Below are 23,967 nucleotides of genomic sequence, written 5' to 3' on the forward strand. Positions count from 1 at the left end.
CAATAAGTTACAACTAAACTAAAAACAACATTTATACTCAGTTCAATACTTATGATACTTTTTTATTTGTAGAAACATCTTTGTTATATCTTAATATTATATCCTAAATTTACTTTGATTTCTGTGACTTAGTCACATACTCTATATTTATACCTCATTAAGATTTAATTTAATAAGAAATACGCTTATAAAAACATATAATTTTTATTCTCAGATTTTATGGGAAGGATATATCAAAGTTATTCTTTAAACTAAATACCTATACTTTTGTTTATATACACTAACAGCATCATTCCATGCTTCTTGTTCCTTTATGCCCTTTTCCTTAGCTATTTTTTGTGCTAATTTTCTTATTAATGTAGCACATTCCAGTATTCCAATATTAGATATTTTATCTCTATCAACTCTATATAACATATAAATTTATCTCCTTTAAACTTTTATACAAATTAATTTAATTTTTAATCTTACTTAATACTTATCTTTGTAGTAATTTTAAACTTTATATATGTGATATATGTGAAGTACATTAGAATAAATTTAGAATTTAAACAAAAGTAATCTTATAAATATTACTTTTTAAACTTAATCCACTGTCCACTTTGACTCTCTTTGTACTTTACCTATCTTTAAAAACAATTTCATAAATAATATATATAAACGTTACTATTACTATGTCTTACCTATATACTATATACTTAATTTTGATATTTATTACATTAAACTCTGAAACATTTATTAAATTAAGTAATGCATTAAGTAGTTTAATTCTTTGTATTTAAACAAAAGATTTGCTAAAATAAAAATAAGCAATAATACACAAATTAAACTCTAAGGAGGTTAGCAAATTGAAAAAAATACTTATAACAGGTGCATTAGGACAAATAGGCTCAGAATTAACACTCAAGCTAAGAAATGAATATGGAGAACAAAATGTAATTGCTAGCTCAAGAAGAACAAAAGAAGGAAATCCTGTATGTGAATCTGGTATATTTGAAATATTAGACGTCACAGATAAAAATCGATTCTTTGAAATCGCAAAAAAATATGATGTGGATACTATAATTCATCTAGCTTCTCTGCTTTCAGCAGTTGCAGAAAGTAAACCTTTAGAAGCTTGGAATTTAAATATGGATGGATTGATAAATGGTCTTGAAATAGCTAGAGAATTGAATTGTAAGTTTTTTACACCTAGTTCAATAGCTGCATTTGGTGAAAATTCTCCAAAAAACATGACTCCTCAAGATACACTACAAAGACCTAATACTATGTATGGTGTCACTAAAGTCTCTGGTGAATTACTATGTGATTATTATCATTCAAAATTTGGAGTGGATACTAGAGGAGTTAGATTTCCTGGTCTTATTTCTTACGTTACTCCTCCTGGTGGTGGAACTACAGACTATGCAGTTGACATATATTATGAAGCATTAAAAAATAAAAAATATAAGTCTTACATAGCAGAAGGTACAAAAATGGATATGATGTACATGCCTGATGCTCTTCAATCTATAGTAGATTTAATAGAAGCTCCAGCTGAAAAACTTATTCATAGAAATGCTTTTAATATCACTGCTATGAGTTTTGCTCCTGAAGAAATAGCTGATTCTATAAAAAAATACATACCCGATTTTACAATAGAGTATGATGTAGACCCTGTAAGACAAAGTATAGCTGATTCTTGGCCTAATTCATTAGATAGTAGCAGTGCTGTAAATGAATGGAGTTTTAAAGCTAATTATGATTTAGATAAAATGACTAAGGATATGCTAGAAAAATTATCAGAAAAAGGAATTGGCAAATAACAAATTAAGAATTTAGTACCAAAAAATTCAGAGAATAAAACATCTTATATTTATGATTCTATTTTATAATCTTCACTTTTACATAGCTTTTATTCTCTGAAAGACTAACAATTTTTATTTTTAACATACAACAAACTATTCTTTATAAGCATATTAGTAGTTTTCTAATATGGATTAATCATATAAAAATAAACAGAAAGGAAAAAGCTACTATTGCAAGTATAATAAAAAAACTTAATCAAATTTTACTATACTTTGCATATTATAATACAAGTAGTAGGTGTTAATGTTGCTAAATTTAAGAGAAATTAGAGAAGAAATAATTAAAGAATATATAGGCAATAATTTAATCTCTGAACTTACAGAAGAATTAAAGAACATTCTTATAACTGATTTAAAATCTAACCCATTTAAAAGTAATATTGAACTCAGTATAATACCCGCGAATATAGAAATATTTAAAAAGATAGAAACTAAATTGTTAGAAGCTAAGGTTAATCTAAAAATAGGTTGGGAAAGAATACTTATAAATTCTATCTTAAAAGATTCCTTTGATTTAAATTACGAAATAAATAAAAGTTGTAATGAGCCTTTGATGTTCAGAATCATTATATCAATTGATTCTTATGACGCTTAATCTCATTAAATAAATATCTATGAGGATGTGCTTTTAATTTATGAAATACAAGTTATTTATAGACTTTGAATTTAATATATTAGATGATAATAAATACAAGCTAGAATATAGTGGAGCTGAATTGATTTCAATAGGTTGTGTTTTGGTAGATAATGACTTTAATATAGTTGATGATTATTATTCTTTAGTTAAACCAAAATACAATGAAATACTTTCATTTAAGTGTAAAAAACTCACTAAATTAAACCAGTTAGAAATTAATAATGCTCCTAATCTTTTATATGTTATGGATGATTTTTTCAAATGGTTTAAAAAATTTAGCGATGTTACAATATATAATTGGGGTGATTTTGATATTGCTGGTCTTCTAAATTCCTTTAGAGTATATAAATATGCGGGTACCTGCTTAGAGTTATTCAATATGATGATTGATATTCAACCTTTTATATCTCAGCATATTACATATAAAAATAGAGTCTTATCTAAGCAACTATCTTTACTAAATATGAAAAAGATTTTTTCTGTAGAGGGAGAAATTAAACATAATTCACTTTCAGATGCTTTGGATTTAATGAATGTATGTAAATGCTTTTACCTTAACTATCCTAAAGATACTAATACACTTGAAGAATTATACAATAAACTTCCTCCTATTAAAAATCCTTTATATTATATTCCCTATTTTGAGGATGAAAATTTTGAACTTAAATTTGATAAGACTCCAGAAGATATAATAATGTATCTTAAACAAATATTCAATATATTAAATATAAGTAAAAAAGACATTTATTTTAAAAAAAGAAGTGTATTAGTAAATAATTCTAAAATTATCAACTTCAAAAACTTATCTTCTTCTTTTAAATTAATAAAGCTCAATGAATTTGAAGAATATCCTGATTTTGTATTGAAATTAGGTGATAAAAAGAATTTTGTTGAATCTGTAGTTAAGATAAATAAAAGTAATAGAAAATCCATAAAAAATTTAATATTGAGATTATCAAGAGTACCTTAAATGATTGAATTCAATTGTTTAAGGTATTTTTTATAATCTGAATTATTTTTTTTATATAGGATATACTAACTTAGTATAAATATTTTTTAAAGGAGTAATTGATAGATATGACAGTGGTATTAATAAGAAGTATTATATTATACATAACAGTGTTGATTGCACTTAGAGTCATGGGAAAAGGTGAAATCGCTGAAATGAACTGTTTTGACTTGGTCATAACACTTTTAATTGCAGAAGTTGCATCCGTCCCAATGGAAAATAATAATATACCAATTATAAATGGTGTTGCAGCAATAACTGGCCTTGTAATTATGCAGACTCTAATTTCATTTTTATCCTTAAAAAGCAGAAAATTAAGTTCATTTTTATCAGGTAAACCTTCTGTCTTAATTGACAAAGGAAAGATTGTATATAATGAACTTAAAAAAGAAAGAGTTAGTATAGATGAGTTGTTAGAACAATTGAGAATTCAAGGTTACTTCAACATAAAAGATGTACAATATGCTATTTTAGAGACTGATGGTAATTTAAGTGTGGTTCCAGCATCAAGTTATAATAGTACTCCTCCAAGAGCTTTTAACCATTTACCAATTCCACTTATTTTGGATGGTAAAATAATAAATAAAAATCTTGATATGGCTGAAAAAGATACTAACTGGTTAATGGGTATCTTAAAGTCTAACCACATAGAAACTTTTAAAGATGTTCTTATTTGTGTTTTAGATGAAAATGACAAAATATTTATTCAAAATAAGAAGGGTGATTAATATTGAAATCTACAACATTTGTTATACTATGGGCTGTTTTATTTATGCTATTTGGATTTTATGTTAATAATAAACTATATGATTTTACGGAAGATTACAAAAACAATATGTCTATATTAGAGAAATCTATAGAAAATGAAGAATGGGAAAAAGCTCAAAAAGAAGCTGATTCTATATCTACTAGATGGTCTAAAGAAAGAAATCATTGGTATAAAGTTTTAAATCATGAATACTTTGACGAAATAGGTCTAAAATTTAATATTCTTGATAAAGCAATTTATACTGAAAATAAATTAAAATCTTTAGAAGAAGTTGAAAGCATAAAAACATATTTAGGAAATATTGTTGAAAGTGTTAAGTTTGATATAAATTATATATTTTAACAGTCACAAATAAGGATATAGATAAAGTAATTATTCTATATCCTTATTTGCTTATTTACAATTTACTACTATCAGAATAAATTTTTAGAGCTTCTCCAATGAATTTGGATGCTCCTTTACCATATTTCTTATCAGTCACCTGTATATAGCTAGAATTTTGTAAATAAAGTTCTGACAAATAATCTAAATGATTCTCTCCTTCATCTATCTTGTAAAATTCATTCATTCGGTTAGTTTCATATACTATATCTCCAACAATATCTTGAATCTCTTCTGAAGAAGGATTTTTACTTAAGTCTGCCACAAGCTTTTCATATAATATGTTTATTTTGGGTTGTTTATTACCTAAATAACTCTTCAAAACTTCTCCAATAAATTTACACGCTCCATTACCATACTTTTTATCAACTTCTTTTATCCATATAGGATTTAGTAAATAATTTTGCACCATGCTATACCAATTATCATCTCCATACTCCATATTAAAAAGTTCATAATCTTTCTTAGATGTATCTGTTATCTCTTTAGCAATTTTTTGAAGTTCCTTTGATAAAGGATTTTTATTTAAATCTGCTACAAGTATTTTATATAGTTCACTTAATTTTGGATGATTATCTTCCAAACAGTCTTTTTTAAATTCATCAAATTGTTCTGCTAAAGTCAATATATCACTATTAAAATTTTTCTTTATAGCCTCAGAATATTTCTCAATACTTCCATATATTTTTATAGCCATTTTAGCAATTTCATCTTCTTTAGATTTAAACTTCTCAATATGTTCATTATATTTCTCTACACTACCATAAATTTTAATTACTTTATCTTCATGCTCTATTTTAAATTCCTCTAATACTTTAAAATATTCACTCATATCAAATTCTTTGAAGTTTACTACATTTTCTCCTTTTAACGTTTTGTCTATAATTTCTATTAGACTATCCAATCTTTTACGTTTTATAATAAGTAGCTTTCTTTGACTTTCTAGAGCATGCATTTTATCAAAGTATGGGCTTAACATTATATCTTTAACTTCTTTTAAAGGTATCTCAAGCTCTTTAAAAAATAAAATTTGTTGAAGCGTTTTAATAGCTTCATCATCATAAAACCTGTACCCTGCTTCTGTAATTTCACTTGGTTTTAATAAACCTATCTCGTCATAGTAATGTAATGTGCGCACACTTATTCCTGTCAAATCTGAAACTTGTTTTACTGTTCTCATTGCCTCACCTCAAAATTTTATTTTACAGCTACGAATATTAATAAATATTTATATACCTATCAGTATTTATTAATATTTTCAAACTATGTTTTCATATTACAATATAACGTGGTGTTAGAGTCAACACTTTATAAATATATAATTTGATTTTTTGAACTCATTTCATATTTAAATTTTGATTATCTAGTTAATATACTTTTTATTAAAAAGAAATCTTGTTCTATATTCATATACCTAACATTAAGTATCCAGATTTCATTTGTTTCAAAATTTCGGAAAATAGTAAAGGAAGTTTTTCAGTTTCATCAGCCTTATTCAATAAATAATCTATTATTATATTAGATATTTTTTCAATTATAATTGCGCTTTCTTCAAAAATCTCTGCTACTTCTACCCAACAGTCATTTTTGTATTCAGTTCCAATAGATTTAAGCATCTTGCTCATTTTATCAAAACCACCTTTAAATTCGACACTATCTGGTTCTTCAATTCCTTTGATTGCATTTGGAATAGTTGGTACTGTTCCAAAAAACATAACCATATTAGCTAAAATCCTATCATAGTCATCTTTTTCCAGTTCATGTTTCCATTGTGACAATTCTTTGATAAACTTTTCAAAACCTTTATATCCTAAAAACCCTGTAGGTGGATTTAAAAACATATCACGCTTTATAGCGAGTGCTTCTTGAGCAATCTGATATTTATTCTTTGAACTATTCATTCTAACTGTACAAATTGTATTCGCTTTGCTTAATCCAGGATAACTACAATTCATACATTCACATAGTTCATCATAAGAAATAGAGATTAAATCAGTTATCCCACAATCATATAAATATATTCTTTCTTCTATATCATCATACCCTACCATAAGCACATAATGAAAAGGAATATGCTCTTTATGATATAATTTTTCATAATATGGCAGATAATACATATCTAAGGCTCCTAAAACAACTGGATAACCAGAATCAATTTCTGATTTTGCTTTTTTTAAAGCTTGTTCATACTTTTTAAACTCATAGTGTTTATATTCAAAACCAACAATAGGTGCTAAAAATTCATACATTTTTTTGGTTCTTCCATCCCCCAAAGCAACCATTCTCTTTAATTCTTTTTTATTTGTTTTTAGATAACAAAACGAGCCAAAACCTGATAATAAAAAGAAAAAATCATTTGGCAGAGATTCACCCATTTTATTCATATATATATCTTCTATACCATTCCACATACATTCATAATCATGTAAATGGTGCTTTATTTCAATTATTTTCCTCATTTAATTTACCTCCATTTATAAATAATTTCATTATGGAATTAATAGTGTTTTCATAAATTATATCTTTATAATTTCAAATGATATGGTTATTGCCTTCTACGATTAGTAGCTTTTTCATGTATATTTTTAATTAAACCTAGTATAAACCCTCCTATAATGTGAGAGTCAATGGCAAAATTCAAAAATAAGTATTCATATTGTGTAACTTATAATAAAATTAGACTTTTAATGCTTGTAAATAAGTAGAAAATCTTGAGAAAAATAAGTTTTAAAATTTCTTGTATTGTAATCAAATAAATTATTACAAATAATATAATAATTTTATATAAAAAAGAGTATATAAAAAACTAAAAAACGTTTCTTATATACTCTAATAATTTTAATTTACTATATTCTATTATTTCCCAGCCTTCATAGCTCTAATTTTTAGTGGTAAAGTAAATAAATTAATAAATCCTTCTGCATCTTTATGGTCATAAAGTTCACTATCTCCAAAAGAAGATATTCCTTCATCATAAAGTGCATTTTCAGTAAATATTCCAGCAGGTTTTATATTACCTTTGTAAAGTTTAACTTTTACTGTCCCTGTAACATTATCTTGAGTTTGTTCCATAAATGCATCTATAGATTCTCTTAATTTACAGTACCATAATCCATTATAAATAAGCTCTCCATATTTGTAAGATATCATTTGCTTAAAGTGTAGTGTGTCTTTATCTAAAGTAGCACTTTCTAAAATATTGTGTGCTTCATAAAGAATTGTTCCTCCTGGAGTTTCATATATACCTCTTGATTTCATACCAACAAGTCTATTCTCAACTATATCTATAACTCCAATTCCATGCTTACAACCTAACTCATTTAATTTATGAATTAATGCCACTGGAGATAATTCTTCACCATTTATCTTTTTAGGCTCACCTTTTTCAAAATAAACCTCTACATATTCAGCTACATCACATGCATCCTCAGGGTCTACACATTGTTTATATACATCCTTTTTATGTTCATTTTGTAAATGTTCTATGTCTCCACCTTCTGTTGATACATGCCAAAGGTTAGCATCTACTGAATATATTTTAGCTTTAGTTGCTGTTACTTTTATGTTGTGTTTCTCAGCATAATCTATAGCATCTTCTCTTGATTTTATATCCCATATTCTCCAAGGAGCTATAACTTTTATAGTTGGGTCAAGGGCTGCAATTGTAGCTTCAAATCTAACTTGGTCATTACCTTTTCCTGTACATCCATGGCATATATATTTTGCTCCTTCTTTATGAGCAACTTCAACTAATTTTTTAGCTATTATAGGTCTTGCTAAAGAAGTTCCTAATAAGTATTTTCCTTCATATTTTGCTTCTGCTTTTACAGCTTTAAATATAGTTTCCGTCACAAACTCTTCACTTATATCATCTACATAGGCTTTTGATGCTCCACTTTGTAAAGCTTTTTCATAAACATCTTCCATTTTATCTTCTTGACCCACATTTCCACAAACAGCTATAACTTCTATATCTTCATAATTTTCCTTTAACCAAGGTATTATAATTGATGTATCAAGTCCTCCTGAATATGCTAATACTACTTTTTCCTTCATTGTTAATTCCTCCCAATTTTAAATTATAATTTTATATTTTTTATTTTTTAATAGAAACTCTTAATATTGAATGACTTTAAAAATATAGATTCTTATAAAATCATTTTAATACTAAAAAAACCCCTCAGTATTTTTAAATACTAAGAGGCGAAATATCCGCGGTACCACTCTTATTGATAAACTTAGCTAATCAATCAGTAAATGTATAACTACTAAATACATATTAGTAAATAAATATATTAAAAAACGCCTCTTGGAAAAACCAAGAGACGAAATATATCCGCGTTACCACTCTAATTGATAAGATAAACTTATCCACTCTTTCTCTTAAGGCGAGATTACCTACTAACATACTAAATTCAATTAGCATCCTCCAAAGTTCTTTTCACTAATACTTATTTGCTAAGCTTCCACCATCCTCAGCTCTCTATAAAATACATAAAAGTTACTCTCTTTTTCATCGGATTTAAATATCAAATTTTTTAGACATCTCTTATAGAATATATAATAGTTTATTTTTCCATTTATGTCAACTATATAATTTATTTTCTTTTTAAAATATTTTCTCTTTAAGCTTACTCATATTTTACTTTCCAAAGGCATAGTCCTTTAGCTGGTGCGGTGTCTGATGACTTGCTTCTGTCTTTCGACTCAAGCATATGCTTAACATCTTGTGGTGCTTTTCTTTTAAGGCCAACATCTATTAATGCTCCTACTATTATTCTTACCATATTATATAAAAATCCATTTCCCTCTATATATATTTCTACAATATCATCATTTTCTTTTATATTTATTGAGTAAATTTCTCTTACATTAGATTTTTTCTTAGACTTAGAAGAAGCAAAGCTAGTAAAATCATGTTCTCCTATTAAATACTCACTTGCTTTTCTCATCCTATCTAAATCTAATTTTTTACTTATGTGTGCAGCATACTTTCTCATAAAAGGACTGTGATATTTGTTATTATCAATCTTATATAAATAAGTTTTTGATTTTACATTGTATCTTGAATGAAATCTTTCATCAACTTCCTCAACAGTTTTTACAACTATATCCTCTGGCAAATATTCATATAGATATTTTTGAATTTTATCTACTGAATCCATACAATTTGTTTTAAAGTTTATAACTTGGCCTCTTGCATGTGCTCCCATATCAGTTCTCCCAGAACCAATTATCTCAATAGTTTCATTGGCCATTTTACTTAAGACAGACTCAAGCTTTTCTTGTATAGTCATGTCATTATCGCCTAATTTTTGATAACCTTTGTATCTTGAACCATCATATGCTACTATCATTTTTATATTTCTCATCTTAATCCTCTTTCTAAGAATTTATGCCTGTTTAGCAAATTTATTTTTTATATTAAAAGTTATTTTTGTTCCAACATTCTTTTCACTTTCTATTTTCATTACTCCACCATGAAGTTTTACAATTTCATTACTAATTGCAAGACCTAATCCACTGCCAGCCTTGTTGTAATCCTCTTGGAAAAATTTATCTAAAACTTTATTTAAATTTTGCTTTTCTATACCTGAACCATTATCTTCAACTGATATAGTTGTTATATCTTCATCCTGAGAAGCTACAACTTTTATGTAACCACCCTGACTAGTGAATTTAAATGAATTTTGTATTAAATTTATAAGAACTTGTCTTAGTCTATTTTTATCTCCTTGGATATTTTCTATGAATTCATTTTCAAATTCAAATAAAAGTGATATATCTTTTTCGGCTGCTTTAACTTTCAACTGATTTACAACCCCAACAACTAATCCTTCAACATCAACTATATCAATATGAAGCTTTATCCTATCAGAAGAAAGCCTTGAGAAATCCAATAATTCTTCTACCAACTTTATAAGTCTTTCTGTCTCATCTTGTATAATACCTAGACCTAAATCTAACTCTTCTCTAGTTATACTTTCATATCCTAATGTTTCACTCCATCCCTTTATAGATGTAAGAGGGGTTCTCAACTCATGAGATACAGAAGATATAAATTCTTCTTTCAATTTTTCACTCTTATCAATTTCATGTGCCATATGTTCAAATGTCTGTGCTAAATCACCAATTTCATCATCTACAATCTTCATATTTTCCAATTTTATATTGTAGTTTCCTACAGCTAATTCGTTTGCAAACTTCTTTAGCTCTCTCAATGGTTTTATAAGAGTCTCAGCAAATTTGAGACTTATTAATATAGCTATAATAAGTATAAATATTCCCGCCAATATAAGCCATGTAGCTTGCTTTAATATGGCGTTATCAATTCCATCTAATGAAACAGTATATCTAACAACACCTTCTATAATATTATTTACTTTGAGTGGTAAGGAGATGCTCATGACATGCTCTCCTGTATCTGGTATTTTATAAGTATATGGTGTTAAATTTTTAGTCTTTACATCTCTTAATGCATTATCTACATCTTCATAATTTGCTTTTTCTTTACTTTTAAATCCATATTGGTCCAATATAACATTTTTATTCTTATCTATTATCGAAATCCCAAATTCTGAATTCTTTGTTAATGGCTGTTTATCAAAAATATTTTTAACTTTTTTCTCAAAGCTTGTAGTTTCCATTGTAATAGCATTATATTCATCAGCGTATTTTATTTCAGATTCAAGTAACTGTTTAACAGAATCATAGTAATAGTTTTGTATATAAAACATGAATAGCCCTTCAAACAGAGTTACCATTATAATAATTATTATAAAATAGTTTTTTATTACTTTTTTTCTCAGACCTTCAAAATGTAACACTATTATTCTTCCTTTCTAAAACAGTATCCATAACCCCAAATAGTTTGTATATATTTTGGTTTTGATGGGTCATCTTCTATTTTATTTCTTATCCTTCTTATATTTACATCTACTATTTTAAAATCATACAAATAATTAGTTCCCCATACCTCATCTAATATCTGATCTCTACTTAATGATTGTTTAGCATTTGATATCAAATATTTTACTATTGAAAATTCTGTTGGAGTAAGTTCAATCTCTTTACCATTCTTAAATAATTTTCTTTTATCTATATCAAGTATAAATGGTGGCGAGACTATCTCACTTGACTTAACATTTGAATCATCTTTTGCAACTCTTCTGATAAGAGCAGAAACCCTAACTAAAAGTTCCTTTATACTAAATGGTTTTATGATGTAATCATCTGCTCCTGAAATAAATCCTTCTATTTTATCATCTTCTTGAGCTTTTGCAGTAAGCATTATTATCCCAACTTGATCAAAATTTTCCCTTATAAACTTACAAACCTCTATCCCACTTATATCTGGAAGCATTACATCTAAAAGAGCTATTGTAATATCACTTTCTGTTGTCATTTTTTCTATAGCTTCTCTACCAGTACCTGCTTCAACTATTTCATAGCCTTCTCTTTTTAAGTTTATACTGACAAAACTTCTAATTCCAATTTCATCTTCTAGTATAAGTATTTTTTCCTTCATAAAATAAAACCTCCAATTGAGTGTAATATTAACCATATATTAATGAGAAATACTCTTTTAATGCGTCTATCGTAATATCTAACTTATCCATTTCATTTGCATCATTTATAGTTAGTAAAAAAGTATATTCATCGCTTTCTTGAAGTACAATAGAATTTTGTGTATTTGCACTTTTTCTATCTTCAAGTTTATTTTTACTCTCTACTATTATATTAAATAAATTCTTACGTTCTGAATAATCAAAATAGTAAAATTTAAATACAGCTTTTTCCCCAACAAATTCTTGTTCAACAATTATTTTATCTACTAAATTATTTTGCATAAATAATCTAAAATTGTATTTATAATTATAGTATATCTGGCTTATAAATATTAATTTTGAATTAGAATCTTCTTTCCCATTCCATCTGTACCAACTTATATTAGCAGATGCTTTAGAGGTATAAGTATTTCTATTCCCTCCAGCAACTATAGGTATCTCTATAATTTTATCTTTATCAACATCATCAACAGGTATGTAATAAGGTTTAGTAATAGTTTTATCATAATCACTAAACACTTTTTGAATTTTATCATTTTTCATATATAATATCTGTGTGATATAATTATTTTCTTTTAACATGGGAATATCTAGTACAACACCTTTGATGGATGCAGCTGAATTTCCAACAGATGAAGCAACATTACCTAGAGTTATATATAACTCATTTAGATTTTTTACATTTTCAAATTTGACATAATCCTTAACCTTCATAGTTCCATCAAAATTTGCAACAGTTGCAAACATCTCATTAGTTTTATTATTCAAATGAAGCATTAATATATCTATCTTGTCATCTCCATCTATATAACCAATCTTTACCTTCATATCGTTAAAATCTTCTTTATTTTGAATCCAAGAAGCATCTAAATCGTATACTTTTGTGATTTCATTATCCCTTACTTTGTATATATGCATATTAGTTTTATCTTTGGATTTAACAAGTAAAATAACTTCCTTATATCCATCTGAATCCAAATCATAGAAATTAGCATATTCTATTGATTCTCCATTTTCTAAATAATGGTCTCCTAGTACATATTTTTCACCATTGTAACTTAAAGTTACAAAACCTACTTTATTAACATTATTACTTAAATCTTCTTTTTGCTCAAATACTACTAATTCATCAACTCCATCACTATTTAAATCTACCTTATTTATTTTTCCTACCTCTTTTGTATTAGAAGGCAATATCATAGATGAGTCTGGTTTTAGTAGCTGATCTATACCATCGTACAATACTTTTTTTGTATCATCATAGTTAGGTATCTTTGCCAATTGTTCTGGAGATTCAGTTTTAACATTACATCCAGTAACAAATAACATCATTAAGCCTGATACAATAATAAGCTTTAATAACTTCATTTAACCCCTCCTAATCCTACAATCTTAAATTTTTCTTTTTTCTCGCAAAAATCTCCTCACAATAGTTAGACGTTTCAAATCCTCATAAGGTTTTACTTATTTTAACAAAACTTTATATTTTGATAAAACTTATGATAAATATAAAATCTAATTATTATTTCTAGGAGGTTTAGGCCCTGGATATTGGAAAAAGTTAGTTTTTAGCATACCATTATATAATTTTCTCTTTTTAGCTGCTTTTTGTCCAAATTCATATTCAAATTCTTCATAGGAAGTTATCAGATAATATGACCAATTTTTTAACTTTCTAAATGCATAACCAAGCTCTTTATATAATTGTTTAACACTATCCTTATCTTCCAATCGTTCTCCATAAGGAGGATTGGTAACTATAAATCCAAATTCTTCTTCACTCTCAAACTCAGTTGCATCTCCTACATTGAATTCTATATATTCATCTACACCTGCTATTTCTGCATTTTCTCGAGCTATATCTATACATTCTGCATCTATATCATATCCATAAATTTTAAATTTAGATTCATTGTCTATTTTATTAAAAGAATCTTTTCTTACATCCCACCAAATCTTTTTATCAAGCGTTCTCCATTTTTCTGATATAAATTCTCTATTTAATCCAGGTGCCATATTTATACCTATCATAGCTGCTTCAATTAATATAGTACCAGAACCACACATAGGGTCTACTAAAGTCCTACCTGCTTTCCAAGGAGTTAAGTAGATAAGTCCAGAAGCTAAAGTTTCTCTTATTGGAGCTTTATTTGCTTTTTCTCTATATCCTCTTTTATGTAAAGCATCTCCTGTTGTGTCTATTGAAAGAGTTACTTTATCTTTGTGTATAAATACAAATATAGGGTATTTTTCTTTATCTTCTTTAAGCAAACCATCCTCTAAATAACTTTTCTTCAAGCTTTCTACAATAGCTTTTTTTACTATAGCTTGTACATCTGGTGTACTGTATAATTTTGATTTTATAGAAGAAGCTTTTGAAATAGGAAATTGAGCTCCATAAGGTATATACTTAGACCAATTTATCCTTTTTGTATTTTCAAATAATTCATCAAAGCTTTTTGCTTCAAACTCAGCAATCTTAAGATGTACTCTTTCTGCACATCTTAACCACATGTTTGATTTTGCTATCCCAAATTCATCAGTCTTATATGTTATTCTTCCATCTTCTGTTTTTATTATTTCATATCCCAAATTAGTAATTTCTCTAGCCAACATTTTTTCCATTCCAAAAAAACATGGCGATATTAATGTATAGTTTTTCATAAAACCTCCTGTTTCCTATATTAATTACAACGATTATTTATTTTTTAACCTATTTACATGTTTAAATTCATACTTCCCATTTGATATCCTGACATATCTAGTGTAACATATTTAAAGCCAAATTTTTTTAATTTAGTGTCAACTTTACTAAAATTGTTATTTTCAAAAAATTTACCTAATTCTTCCTGATTAACTTCTATTCTAGCTATATCTCCATGCATTCTTACTCTAAATTGAGAAAAGCCCAAATCAGATAAATATTCTTCACTTTTTTCTATTATCCTAAGCTTTTCATCTGTAATTTCAACACCATAAGGAATTCTGCTTGCCAGACATGCAAATGATGGTTTGTTAAAAGTTTCTAACTTCATATCTCTTGAAAGTAACCTAATTTCATTTTTCTTTAATCCACTTTCTTTCAATGGACTAATTACTTCTAGTTCATTTAGTGCTTTAAGACCTGGTCTATAGTCTCCTAAATCATCTACATTGGTTCCATCTACTATGTACTTTATATTATGTTCCTTTGCGACCTCTTTTATTTTAGTAAATATATATTTTTTACAATAATAACATCTTTCAACACCATTTTCTTTGAATTCCTTTAAATCAAAATCTTCTATTCTTAATATAATATGTTTAACTCCAAAATTTTTAGTATATTGTTTTGCTTCTTCTATTTCTCTATTTGAGTGCATCATTGCATGAATAGTTACAGCTATAACATTATCTCCTAATGTATCTCTTGCTACTTTAAGTAAGAAATTACTGTCAACTCCACCTGAATAGGCAACTGCCACACTTTCTAATCCAATCAATTTTTCTCTTAATTTTTCTAACTTTTCTCTTTCCTTCACTAAATCTACCTCCATATCAATAAAATATGAACTCTAAAACTATTCTTATTTTTTACATACTTAATGATTATAACATATAAAGTATATATTTAAAAAATTAGAATGACTTTTAAATATATTAATTATAATATTAAAGTACTTTTATTTATATCTTTACAATTTAAGCATATTGCTGTATTACACTATATAAAAACAAAACAGTGTAATACAGTAATATACTTAAAAGCCATGAAGCCTAAATAGCCTATCTTCATGGCTAAGTTCACGATTTTATTCTCATATAATTACTCTTCTTATCGATATAATTGTAAATTACAAAAAGATACTATCATTAAAAATGTTTTAAAAACTTAATACTTATAGTTTACAGAGCTCTATATCAATCCCACCAAAAAAGCCATATGGTAGAATCTTGTATTACCTCTTTTAGAGCTCTTAATGTCTCATATCCTTGTACAATAATATCTTCACAGTACAAGATTAACTCTATGCATAGGTTATTGAACATTGTATTGTCACTAGGTATATTTTTTGAAAAATATTGGACTGTGTCACATCCAATTGCTATTGGGTATGCTCCATAGTTTTCGTACCAATATTTTGCAACTGCTATATGCTCTTCATCACTAGGACAATCGTTAAATCCACCAATTGGTATATATGCAAATACTTCATAAGGTTTAGTTGTTGGAACTTTAGCTATGTAAACTTTGTTATTTTCTTGAAATATATCTATATTTGTAATTGGGTTAAAACTTTTATAATCACAAAAAATATCTTCTGACTCTATGAGTTCCTTTACCACCTCTGAAATTTCACTCTTCCTACACTTGAAAAATTCATTTACATCAATTTCATTATATTTTTTCAGACAATGCTCTTTGTAGTTCTCAAGAGAACCATACTCTTTATTGACAATATCAATGTTTTCTTTTAGCAATCCTACCTTTTCATCGATAATTATAATTGGTGTATATCCTTTTTCTTTTCCATCTTCTATCATTGTCTCCAATAAATTGTCAATATCAATCTCATTGTTCACAGGAACACATTCAAAACCATATAAATCTTCAATACCCATATTTATCTCCTATTCTTTTTAGATTTAATTCTTTTGAAAGTTTTCTTTTTTTGTTGTCAAATTTTTAAATACTATTATTATTTGTAAAACTATAAGTAGAGGTATAATTTATAAAAAACATTCATATTAAATAAATTTTCATTTAATTTTTTGTATAAATATAACGTTTTTATGACAATATCCTCATATAAATATAATATCACAAAACAAATGTTCATGGTTAATAATAAGTAATTTTGTAATAATTCGTTGTAATATTATGTTATTTTAAATAAAATAAATGATATAATTTGTATAAGAAAGGGTATATTTATTCATATTAAATTTATTTGAGACAAGGTCAATGTGAATTTTTTTAATAGTAACAAATATCCCCAAAATAATAAATAATATTAGACTTTATGTATAGTATAAATTCTAATAAATCACATGCATGTTTGCAAGAATTAATAGATTAAAATCAAGATTTAGATTTAATAGTACTTTTATGTGAAAAGATATGTATTTATTTAATATATTAAACTCAGAAAGTACAAGATTCTACTATCTAATAGCTAATAATTCTATTGATGTGCTTTTAATCCCAATACTAAAAACACTTACATAGAGACTAGAAATGTACTTTTCTAACTTGTAATTAACAGTAATTACTATGTATAAATTTTAACTGCATTGAGAAAATAGTAGAATAATATACCTGTAAAATTTATTAGAGTTGTATATTCACGTGTATTTCTTATTATTTATGTATAACAAAAGTAAATTTAATACATAAATTTATAGGTGTACCAATTAAAAATTTTAACTAATACACCCATTGATTTCTATTCTTCCTTTAATAAAATATCTTTCCATACATCTTCTTTAAACCCTAATAGTACATTTTTACCATCAAATAGTAGTGGTCTTTTAATAAGCATACCATCACTTACTAATATTTCTAGCAGTTTATCATCTGACTCAGTCTTTACTACATCTTTAAGACCTAATTCTCTATATTTCATTCCACTTGTATTAAAAAACTTTTTTATATCATATCCACTAATATTATAAATTAATTCTAATTCATTTTTAGTTGGTGGATTTTGAACCATATCTATATCCTCAAATTCCAAATTATTTTCTTTAAGCCATTTTTTTGCTTTTTTAACTGTAGAACATTTTGTATATCCATATAATTTAATCATTATAGTAAAACTTCCTTTCTAATTTTTTATCTCTATATTTACATTTTTATACCCATAATATGTATATTATAATCAAGTTTTATCATAAATACGATAGAACAGTTCAAATTTTCTAGCATCAATAGATACAGTCTTAGTTATATTAAAATCTCCATATTTGCTTTCATTAAATTTATAATTGCTACTGTTGATGATAAATTCTTCCTTCTCATACTTTTTCTTTAGCTACTTTGGTGTGAAGTATGGCATTTCTATAATTTTAATCTTACATTATACATTTTTTGAATTTTTATACATGTAAAAGCCGTGACAGTTTGAGGTCACGACTTTTTTACTACACGGTTAAATTAAATTTTAACTGCTCTAATATATCAAAATTTATATTTTTCATTGTAAAAGTCAGACAAACAATCCTTATTTTTTTATAAAATTTCAATATAAATTCCGTTTTTAAAAATTTAAACAATTTTTTCTTTTATTTGAATATCCTCAACTATACCATCTTTTATACTTATAATCTTATCAGCAACACTATTTGAAAATACAACATCATGTGTAATTATCAGTATAGTCATGCCTTTATCTTTAAGCCTATTCATTATATTTACTACTTTTTGAATAGTATCAATATCAAGTGCAGAAGTAGGCTCATCAAAACAAAGAACTTTTGGCATTAATGCACAAGACCTAGCTATTGCAACTCTTTGTTGCTGTCCTCCTGACAACTCAAATGGATATGAGTTCAATTTTTCTTCCAAATCAACTAGTCTCAAAAGTTCTTTAGCTCTATTTTCAGCTTCCTCTCTAGGGACTTTAAAAACATTAACTGGAGATTCAATTATATTTTCAAGGACAGTCATATGAGGAAATAGATTAAAGTTTTGAAAAACCATACCTATTTTACCACGTATTTTTGCCATGTCTTTCTTACTTTTTATTATTTCATTATCTATTATAATTTCTCCACTATCAAATTCTTCAAGACCATTTATACATCTTAATATTGTGGTCTTCCCTGCACCAGATTTACCAAGCAAAACTCCAATCTGACCTTCTTCTAGTTCAAAAGAAATATCTTTAAGCACTTTATTTTTTTTAAATGATTTATTTAAATTCCTGATTTTCAACATATAAAAAACCTCCTCCTATAATTATTGTAGCTTTATCTGTAATAAGAATATTTTTTTTCAAGTAATTCAAATCCCTTAGTAAGTATAGCTACAAATATAAGATATATTGCTCCTGCCTCAAATAGTGGTAACAAACTTGCTTCTCTATTCATTGCTATTTGAGATATTCTTAAAATATCATTTAATCCTAATATATATACTAAAGATGTATCTTTTACTAATGTAATTACTTCATTTGAAATAGGTGCTAGTATTCTTTTAAAAACTTGTGGAAATATTATTCTCTTGTACATCGTAAATTTGTCAAACCCTAGTACTTTTGAAGCTTCATATTGACCTCTATCTATTGATTGTATTCCACCTCTAAATATTTCTGCAAAGTATGCTGCATAATTTAAGAAGAAAGCTACTATTCCAGCTGTAAACCTGTCAAATACAATTCCTATAAGAGGTAAACCATAGAATATGACTATCATTTGTAAAAGTAAAGGTGTTCCTCTCATTATTAATATATAACATTGTGTAATACCACTTATTAATTTATTTTTTGATAATCTTAAAAATGCAACTCCAATCCCCAATGGAATTGATACTATTAATGTTATACAAAACATTGCTATAACTATTTCTAAACCTTGTAACATGCCTTTAGTGCCCCCTTCTTAACAGCTAACTTATCTCTTATTTAAACCACTTATCATAAATTTTGTCAAAAGCTCCATCTTTTTTCATTTCTTTTAATGTTTCATTTATTTTTTTACAAAGTTCTGGATTTTCCTTAGATGTTGCTACAACATAATCTTCTAATCCAAAATCTTCTTTTAATACTTTATATTTATCTTCACCTTTTTGTCCCATATAGTATCTAATTAAAACTTCATCACCAACAACTGCGCTAGTTCTACCTATCTCTAAGTCTCTAAGTGCTTTATCGTAAGTATCATAAAGAACTGGTGCTCCACCCTTTAAGCTATTCATAAAATCTTTATCTTTTTCTACTGCATCAAGAGCTGTTGAACCTTGTTGAGTTCCAACTTCTTTATCTTTTAAATCAGCTTTTGTATTTACTTTTGAATCACTTAAAGTAACTATTATTTGTTTATTTTGTAAATAAGGTTCTGTATATGATACTATTTTCTTTCTCTCATCTGTTATAGAATATCCATTCCATAATACATCTACAGTTTTTGAATCATTTAACTCTGTTTCTTTCATTGACCAATCTATTGGTTGAAATTTAACTTCCATTCCAAGTCTCTTAAATGTCTCTTTTGCTAAATCAACATCAAATCCCACTGTTTCTCCTTTTTCATCTAAAAATCCCATTGGTACAAATGTATTATCAAATCCTACAATTACCTCTTTTTTTGATGCATTTGAAGCATCTTTATCCTTTTCATTATCTGATTTTGAGCAACCTGCCATTCCACTTACTAAACCTAACATAATTGTAAATAATCCTAATTTTTTTAATATATTTTTCATAATATTCTCCCTCGTCTTTTAAATTTTTAAATTTTAAATATTTTGATTATTTCAGAAAAAATGTATCTATTGCAATATAATTCTCTGCGCGCTTAAAAAATTATATTAAAAAACTCCCGTCTCTAGCTATTGCTAGAGGACGGGAGTTAAATCTCGTGGTTCCACCTCTGTTCATTAATGCCTCACGACACTAACCTCTTTAAGTACAATAAAAATTATACTCTAGCACTATAACGGATGCAAGGATACCGGGAAACTCCTAGTAAAGTATTTTTACTCTTTCAGAGTCCTGCTCAAAGATGTGTTCAAAGTAAAATCTATTGCTCCTCTCACCAATCGGAAACTCTCTGTTTAAGATTACCTACTTTTACTATTTCTTTTCATCGCATTTAATGTTGTTTTGAATTCTTATTTATGATATTGATTTTATATCATAAGGCAATATCTGTCAATATATATTTTAAAATAAATATAAAAATCTAATTCCAAGGTACAACTTCTACCTCACCATAGCATCGTTCTACCAATCTATTAGAATACTCTCCTTTATATCCCAAAATAAAAAGCAAAACAAGCTCAATATATCTTGTTCCTATTGAAATGATATTCCAAATGTCTTCAACTTCTAATGTAGCTCTATGAGCTTTTCTACTTGGATGAACTATACTATTTCTTAAATAAATAACTAAATCTATTCCATCATCAAACTTCTTTTTTATCATGCTATCAAATATGTCTAACTCATATTTACCATATGGTATCTTACATATATCAAGTAGAAGTCTGATATTTTTAGATGCCAAATTATGGTCAAAAGTTTCATCTGTAAGCACCTTATTTTGCTCTACCAGCACTACATATGACAAAGTTTCAAGTGCAATCTGTACAGATATTATGTTATTTTCCATAGTCACACTTCCAAGAGACTCTATATACCAATCAACGACACTCTTTATCGCGGAGCCATAATAAAAATCTTCTAATTTTTTACACATGAGACTTATATATTTTTCTATATTATGATAGTTCGACAGCGTATCTGACCATGTTGGTACATATCTAAAAGGTGTTATTTGATTTTCATTCCAAATTCTATAAACTTCATTACCATTTCTATATCCTTTTGCCAAACAAAATCCAACATATCTGCCACACATAAAACTCAAGGCTGTTGCTATTCTATCTAAAAGATTTATTGTATTATTAGTTCTAAAAATTCTACCATCTTTTCTTCTAATCCTACCTATATGAGTTATTATTGCACCAGATTTAGACTTTAAATCTGACTTCAATTCTTTTCTATAATCATACCGTTTATCTATAGTAACAACATAATCATTTATATCAAATTCAATTCTACCTGCATATACCTTATCATTGTATTTTATAAGTTTTCCAGGTATTTTATCTAAGTTTATTATATTAAAATCTACATGTTCAACATAAGAGTTTTTAGATTTTATACAATCATCATTGATATATCCTTCTATCACAAAATCACTTAGAGTGTTTATTGTTATAGAAATAATCTTATAACCATAGACTTCAAGAATAGCATTATCATAGTCCAAAACTAAGTTCTCATCTTCATTTTCTATATCTTCAATGCAACCTATATCTGCTTTAAAACTTATGGATATTGGAGGTGTCATTTTATAATAAATTTTTCCATTACATCTATATTTCTTATCTAAATATATACAAAATCTACCTTCATAGATACTAATATCTTCATTGATACCATAGCTTAAATATTCTGATGTTATAGAATCATCAATTTCTTTCATTTTTATTCCCACCTTTGCTTTTGTATAATAACATGGGGATTTCATTTCTTTTTTATTTAGTAAAACCCAATCTATTATATAATTCAATATATTATTTTTATTAATTATGTATTTTATAATTTCTTATAAAAACAGTATCATTCTAGTATCATCGTTTGTTAGAGACATTATGTATTTTATAATTTTTTATTTATTAATAATACCTAAAATAGATTTTAAGAAATCATTTTATTACCATAGCTTTTATTCATTTAGATATTATCATTCATATATGTACATTGTCAAAGAAAACATTTAATTTATTAAATATTTTCTTTAACAACATATTATTATAATCTTATAAATAATATATTTAATAAACTAAATCTATTTCATTAAATGATTTTTCAAAATAAAAATGGTAGCTTTAATTTGTTATTTCAAAACTACCATTAGATTATGTATATTTTCTTTTAACATATAAAGCTTTTACTCATTACAACGATTTTTACTACGTTTATTTAGTCTATATATTCAAAATATTATGGCACTCATAAAATTGGAACCCAAAATTCAATCAAACTTTTACCATCCTTATCAACTAATTCTCCATATCTCACAAAATCATATTTAGCATTGGCATGTTGACTGAGGTAACCATTCTTTATAAGCATAATCTACAACAGGTTGTAAGCTATCTTCTCTCTTTGCTTTAAAGGTAAAAACTATATTTTGCACATTCACCTATAACAGAAAAACCTAGTCGTGTATTTCCTTTATAGCCTACTAAAAGAATTTTGTCATTTTCAACCATTTTAACTTCCATTATTCTATCGCCTCTCAAAGTTTCTTTTCCATCAACAGTAAACTTTAATTGTACAGGATGAAAATCTCCTTTTTTTCTAAATGATTGTGGGCTACATTTAAGCATAGCCTTAAATCCAATTGTAAATGATTGTTGTGTTTCATATCCAGCAAATAGTGAAATTTCCATAATTGGCTTATCTGTAAAAATTAGTAACCTTCTAGTCTGATTGTACCTAATTCTGTCTTAGCTATTTTCACATTTCTTGCTATTGTCAAAAAAAATTAATCACTAATAATGATGGCAACCCGTAAAATTTGGATAATATATCTTTACTCAAGGTTAGATAAGGTATTTCTTATGTCCTTTTCTACTAATGACTTCATATTATCATTATAAATATTTATATCTGCATTACTTAATTCCGCTCTTATACGATGAATAAGTTGTTTCTTATACTTTATGATATTAGGTAATGACTGAATAAAATTTCTCGATACAGAAGGCTTTTTATCCACAATGTGACTTAGTATACTATCTATATTCATTTCAATTTTATTATCAGTATCCCACTTAGCATTTGCAACTATTAACAACAATCCTCTTGTACGAATATATGAACTTTCATTATTAATCATTTCTAGAAAATAATCAAAAAAACAGTATGTAATGTTTGATTTTTTACTTTCATTTTCTAGAAATAAAAAAGTTTTATATGCTTCAGTATGATTTTTTGAACATAATTCTTTAATAAGTAAATCAATATTTTCCAATATTTTCA

The 23,967-nt window shown here is 26.5% G+C and carries 23 protein-coding genes and 2 other annotated features; of the genes, 5 read left to right on the forward strand and 18 right to left on the reverse strand.

All coding sequences use genetic code 11. The features are described 5' to 3' along the window. Positions 1 to 246: 246 nt before the first annotated feature. Positions 247 to 417 carry a hypothetical protein gene (locus IC175_RS01985; RefSeq protein ID WP_227435972.1) on the reverse strand — a complete coding sequence of 57 codons (171 nt, stop codon included), beginning with the start codon at positions 415 to 417 and terminating at the stop codon, positions 247 to 249. Positions 418 to 848: 431 nt separating this feature from the next. On the opposite strand from IC175_RS01985, the gene IC175_RS01990 reads away from it, so the two are divergent. From IC175_RS01990 to IC175_RS02010, 5 genes are all read left to right on the forward strand, one after another. Then, positions 849 to 1,805 (forward strand): L-threonine 3-dehydrogenase, encoded by a 957-nt coding sequence (locus IC175_RS01990; RefSeq protein WP_227823858.1) that lies wholly within the window; start codon positions 849 to 851, stop codon positions 1,803 to 1,805. Between the two features lie 286 nt (positions 1,806 to 2,091). After that, a complete protein-coding gene (locus IC175_RS01995; protein WP_227435968.1) occupies positions 2,092 to 2,442 on the forward strand; it encodes a hypothetical protein in 351 nt (116 codons plus the stop codon). A 40-nt stretch (positions 2,443 to 2,482) separates the two neighbouring features. After that, entirely contained in the window at positions 2,483 to 3,454 is a 972-nt protein-coding gene (locus IC175_RS02000) for a 3'-5' exonuclease (protein ID WP_227435965.1), read from the forward strand. 107 nt (positions 3,455 to 3,561) lie between these two features. After that, positions 3,562 to 4,221 (forward strand): DUF421 domain-containing protein, encoded by a 660-nt coding sequence (locus tag IC175_RS02005; RefSeq protein ID WP_227435963.1) that lies wholly within the window; start codon positions 3,562 to 3,564, stop codon positions 4,219 to 4,221. A 2-nt stretch (positions 4,222 to 4,223) separates the two neighbouring features. Further along, positions 4,224 to 4,604: a DUF4363 family protein gene (locus IC175_RS02010; RefSeq protein WP_227435961.1), complete on the forward strand. Its 381-nt coding sequence runs from the start codon at positions 4,224 to 4,226 to the stop codon at positions 4,602 to 4,604. A gap of 55 nt (positions 4,605 to 4,659) precedes the next feature. Here the strand turns inward: IC175_RS02010 and IC175_RS02015 are convergent, their stop codons facing one another. The 17 genes from IC175_RS02015 to IC175_RS02095 form a co-directional block, all read right to left on the reverse strand. After that, on the reverse strand, positions 4,660 to 5,823 hold the full coding sequence (locus tag IC175_RS02015; protein WP_227435959.1) for a MerR family transcriptional regulator: 1,164 nt from the start codon (positions 5,821 to 5,823) through the stop codon (positions 4,660 to 4,662). A 226-nt stretch (positions 5,824 to 6,049) separates the two neighbouring features. Further along, complete coding sequence (locus IC175_RS02020) at positions 6,050 to 7,102, reverse strand: BtrH N-terminal domain-containing protein (RefSeq protein WP_227834423.1); 1,053 nt, start codon at positions 7,100 to 7,102, stop codon at positions 6,050 to 6,052. Positions 7,103 to 7,499: 397 nt separating this feature from the next. Beyond that, positions 7,500 to 8,699 carry an argininosuccinate synthase gene (locus IC175_RS02025; RefSeq protein WP_227435954.1) on the reverse strand — a complete coding sequence of 400 codons (1,200 nt, stop codon included), beginning with the start codon at positions 8,697 to 8,699 and terminating at the stop codon, positions 7,500 to 7,502. A 262-nt stretch (positions 8,700 to 8,961) separates the two neighbouring features. Next, positions 8,962 to 9,169, reverse strand: a binding site (T-box leader). A gap of 105 nt (positions 9,170 to 9,274) precedes the next feature. Beyond that, positions 9,275 to 10,015 (reverse strand): tRNA pseudouridine(38-40) synthase TruA, encoded by a 741-nt coding sequence (gene truA, locus IC175_RS02030; protein WP_227483137.1) that lies wholly within the window; start codon positions 10,013 to 10,015, stop codon positions 9,275 to 9,277. Between the two features lie 21 nt (positions 10,016 to 10,036). Beyond that, on the reverse strand, positions 10,037 to 11,470 hold the full coding sequence (gene walK, locus IC175_RS02035) for a cell wall metabolism sensor histidine kinase WalK (protein ID WP_227435951.1): 1,434 nt from the start codon (positions 11,468 to 11,470) through the stop codon (positions 10,037 to 10,039). 2 nt (positions 11,471 to 11,472) lie between these two features. Continuing rightward, positions 11,473 to 12,171 (reverse strand): cell wall metabolism DNA-binding response regulator WalR, encoded by a 699-nt coding sequence (gene walR, locus IC175_RS02040; RefSeq protein WP_227435949.1) that lies wholly within the window; start codon positions 12,169 to 12,171, stop codon positions 11,473 to 11,475. Between the two features lie 28 nt (positions 12,172 to 12,199). After that, positions 12,200 to 13,579: a hypothetical protein gene (locus IC175_RS02045; protein WP_227435946.1), complete on the reverse strand. Its 1,380-nt coding sequence runs from the start codon at positions 13,577 to 13,579 to the stop codon at positions 12,200 to 12,202. Positions 13,580 to 13,726: 147 nt separating this feature from the next. Beyond that, positions 13,727 to 14,875, reverse strand: a complete 1,149-nt coding sequence (locus IC175_RS02050) for a THUMP domain-containing class I SAM-dependent RNA methyltransferase (protein ID WP_227435943.1) — start codon at positions 14,873 to 14,875, stop codon at positions 13,727 to 13,729. Between the two features lie 53 nt (positions 14,876 to 14,928). Continuing rightward, positions 14,929 to 15,747 (reverse strand): ATP-dependent sacrificial sulfur transferase LarE, encoded by an 819-nt coding sequence (larE, locus tag IC175_RS02055; RefSeq protein ID WP_227483139.1) that lies wholly within the window; start codon positions 15,745 to 15,747, stop codon positions 14,929 to 14,931. A gap of 364 nt (positions 15,748 to 16,111) precedes the next feature. After that, positions 16,112 to 16,813 carry a DUF4253 domain-containing protein gene (locus tag IC175_RS02060; RefSeq protein ID WP_227435938.1) on the reverse strand — a complete coding sequence of 234 codons (702 nt, stop codon included), beginning with the start codon at positions 16,811 to 16,813 and terminating at the stop codon, positions 16,112 to 16,114. Positions 16,814 to 17,637: 824 nt separating this feature from the next. Further along, entirely contained in the window at positions 17,638 to 18,000 is a 363-nt protein-coding gene (locus IC175_RS02065) for an arsenate reductase family protein (RefSeq protein WP_227435937.1), read from the reverse strand. A gap of 458 nt (positions 18,001 to 18,458) precedes the next feature. Continuing rightward, complete coding sequence (locus IC175_RS02070; protein ID WP_227435935.1) at positions 18,459 to 19,130, reverse strand: amino acid ABC transporter ATP-binding protein; 672 nt, start codon at positions 19,128 to 19,130, stop codon at positions 18,459 to 18,461. A gap of 32 nt (positions 19,131 to 19,162) precedes the next feature. Then, positions 19,163 to 19,774 (reverse strand): amino acid ABC transporter permease, encoded by a 612-nt coding sequence (locus IC175_RS02075; protein ID WP_227435933.1) that lies wholly within the window; start codon positions 19,772 to 19,774, stop codon positions 19,163 to 19,165. A 37-nt stretch (positions 19,775 to 19,811) separates the two neighbouring features. Further along, entirely contained in the window at positions 19,812 to 20,615 is an 804-nt protein-coding gene (locus tag IC175_RS02080) for an amino acid ABC transporter substrate-binding protein (RefSeq protein ID WP_227435931.1), read from the reverse strand. 132 nt (positions 20,616 to 20,747) lie between these two features. Beyond that, positions 20,748 to 21,008, reverse strand: a binding site (T-box leader). Between the two features lie 86 nt (positions 21,009 to 21,094). Next, complete coding sequence (locus IC175_RS02085) at positions 21,095 to 22,402, reverse strand: hypothetical protein (protein ID WP_227483140.1); 1,308 nt, start codon at positions 22,400 to 22,402, stop codon at positions 21,095 to 21,097. 691 nt (positions 22,403 to 23,093) lie between these two features. Then, entirely contained in the window at positions 23,094 to 23,426 is a 333-nt protein-coding gene (locus IC175_RS02090; protein WP_413926924.1) for a helix-turn-helix domain-containing protein, read from the reverse strand. A gap of 92 nt (positions 23,427 to 23,518) precedes the next feature. Beyond that, entirely contained in the window at positions 23,519 to 23,959 is a 441-nt protein-coding gene (locus IC175_RS02095) for a SufBD protein (RefSeq protein WP_227435925.1), read from the reverse strand. Between the last annotated feature and the right edge of the window lie 8 nt (positions 23,960 to 23,967).

Origin of the sequence: Clostridioides sp. ES-S-0123-01 (genome assembly GCF_020658415.1) — a bacterium.
Classification (GTDB): Bacteria; Bacillota; Clostridia; order Peptostreptococcales; family Peptostreptococcaceae; genus Clostridioides.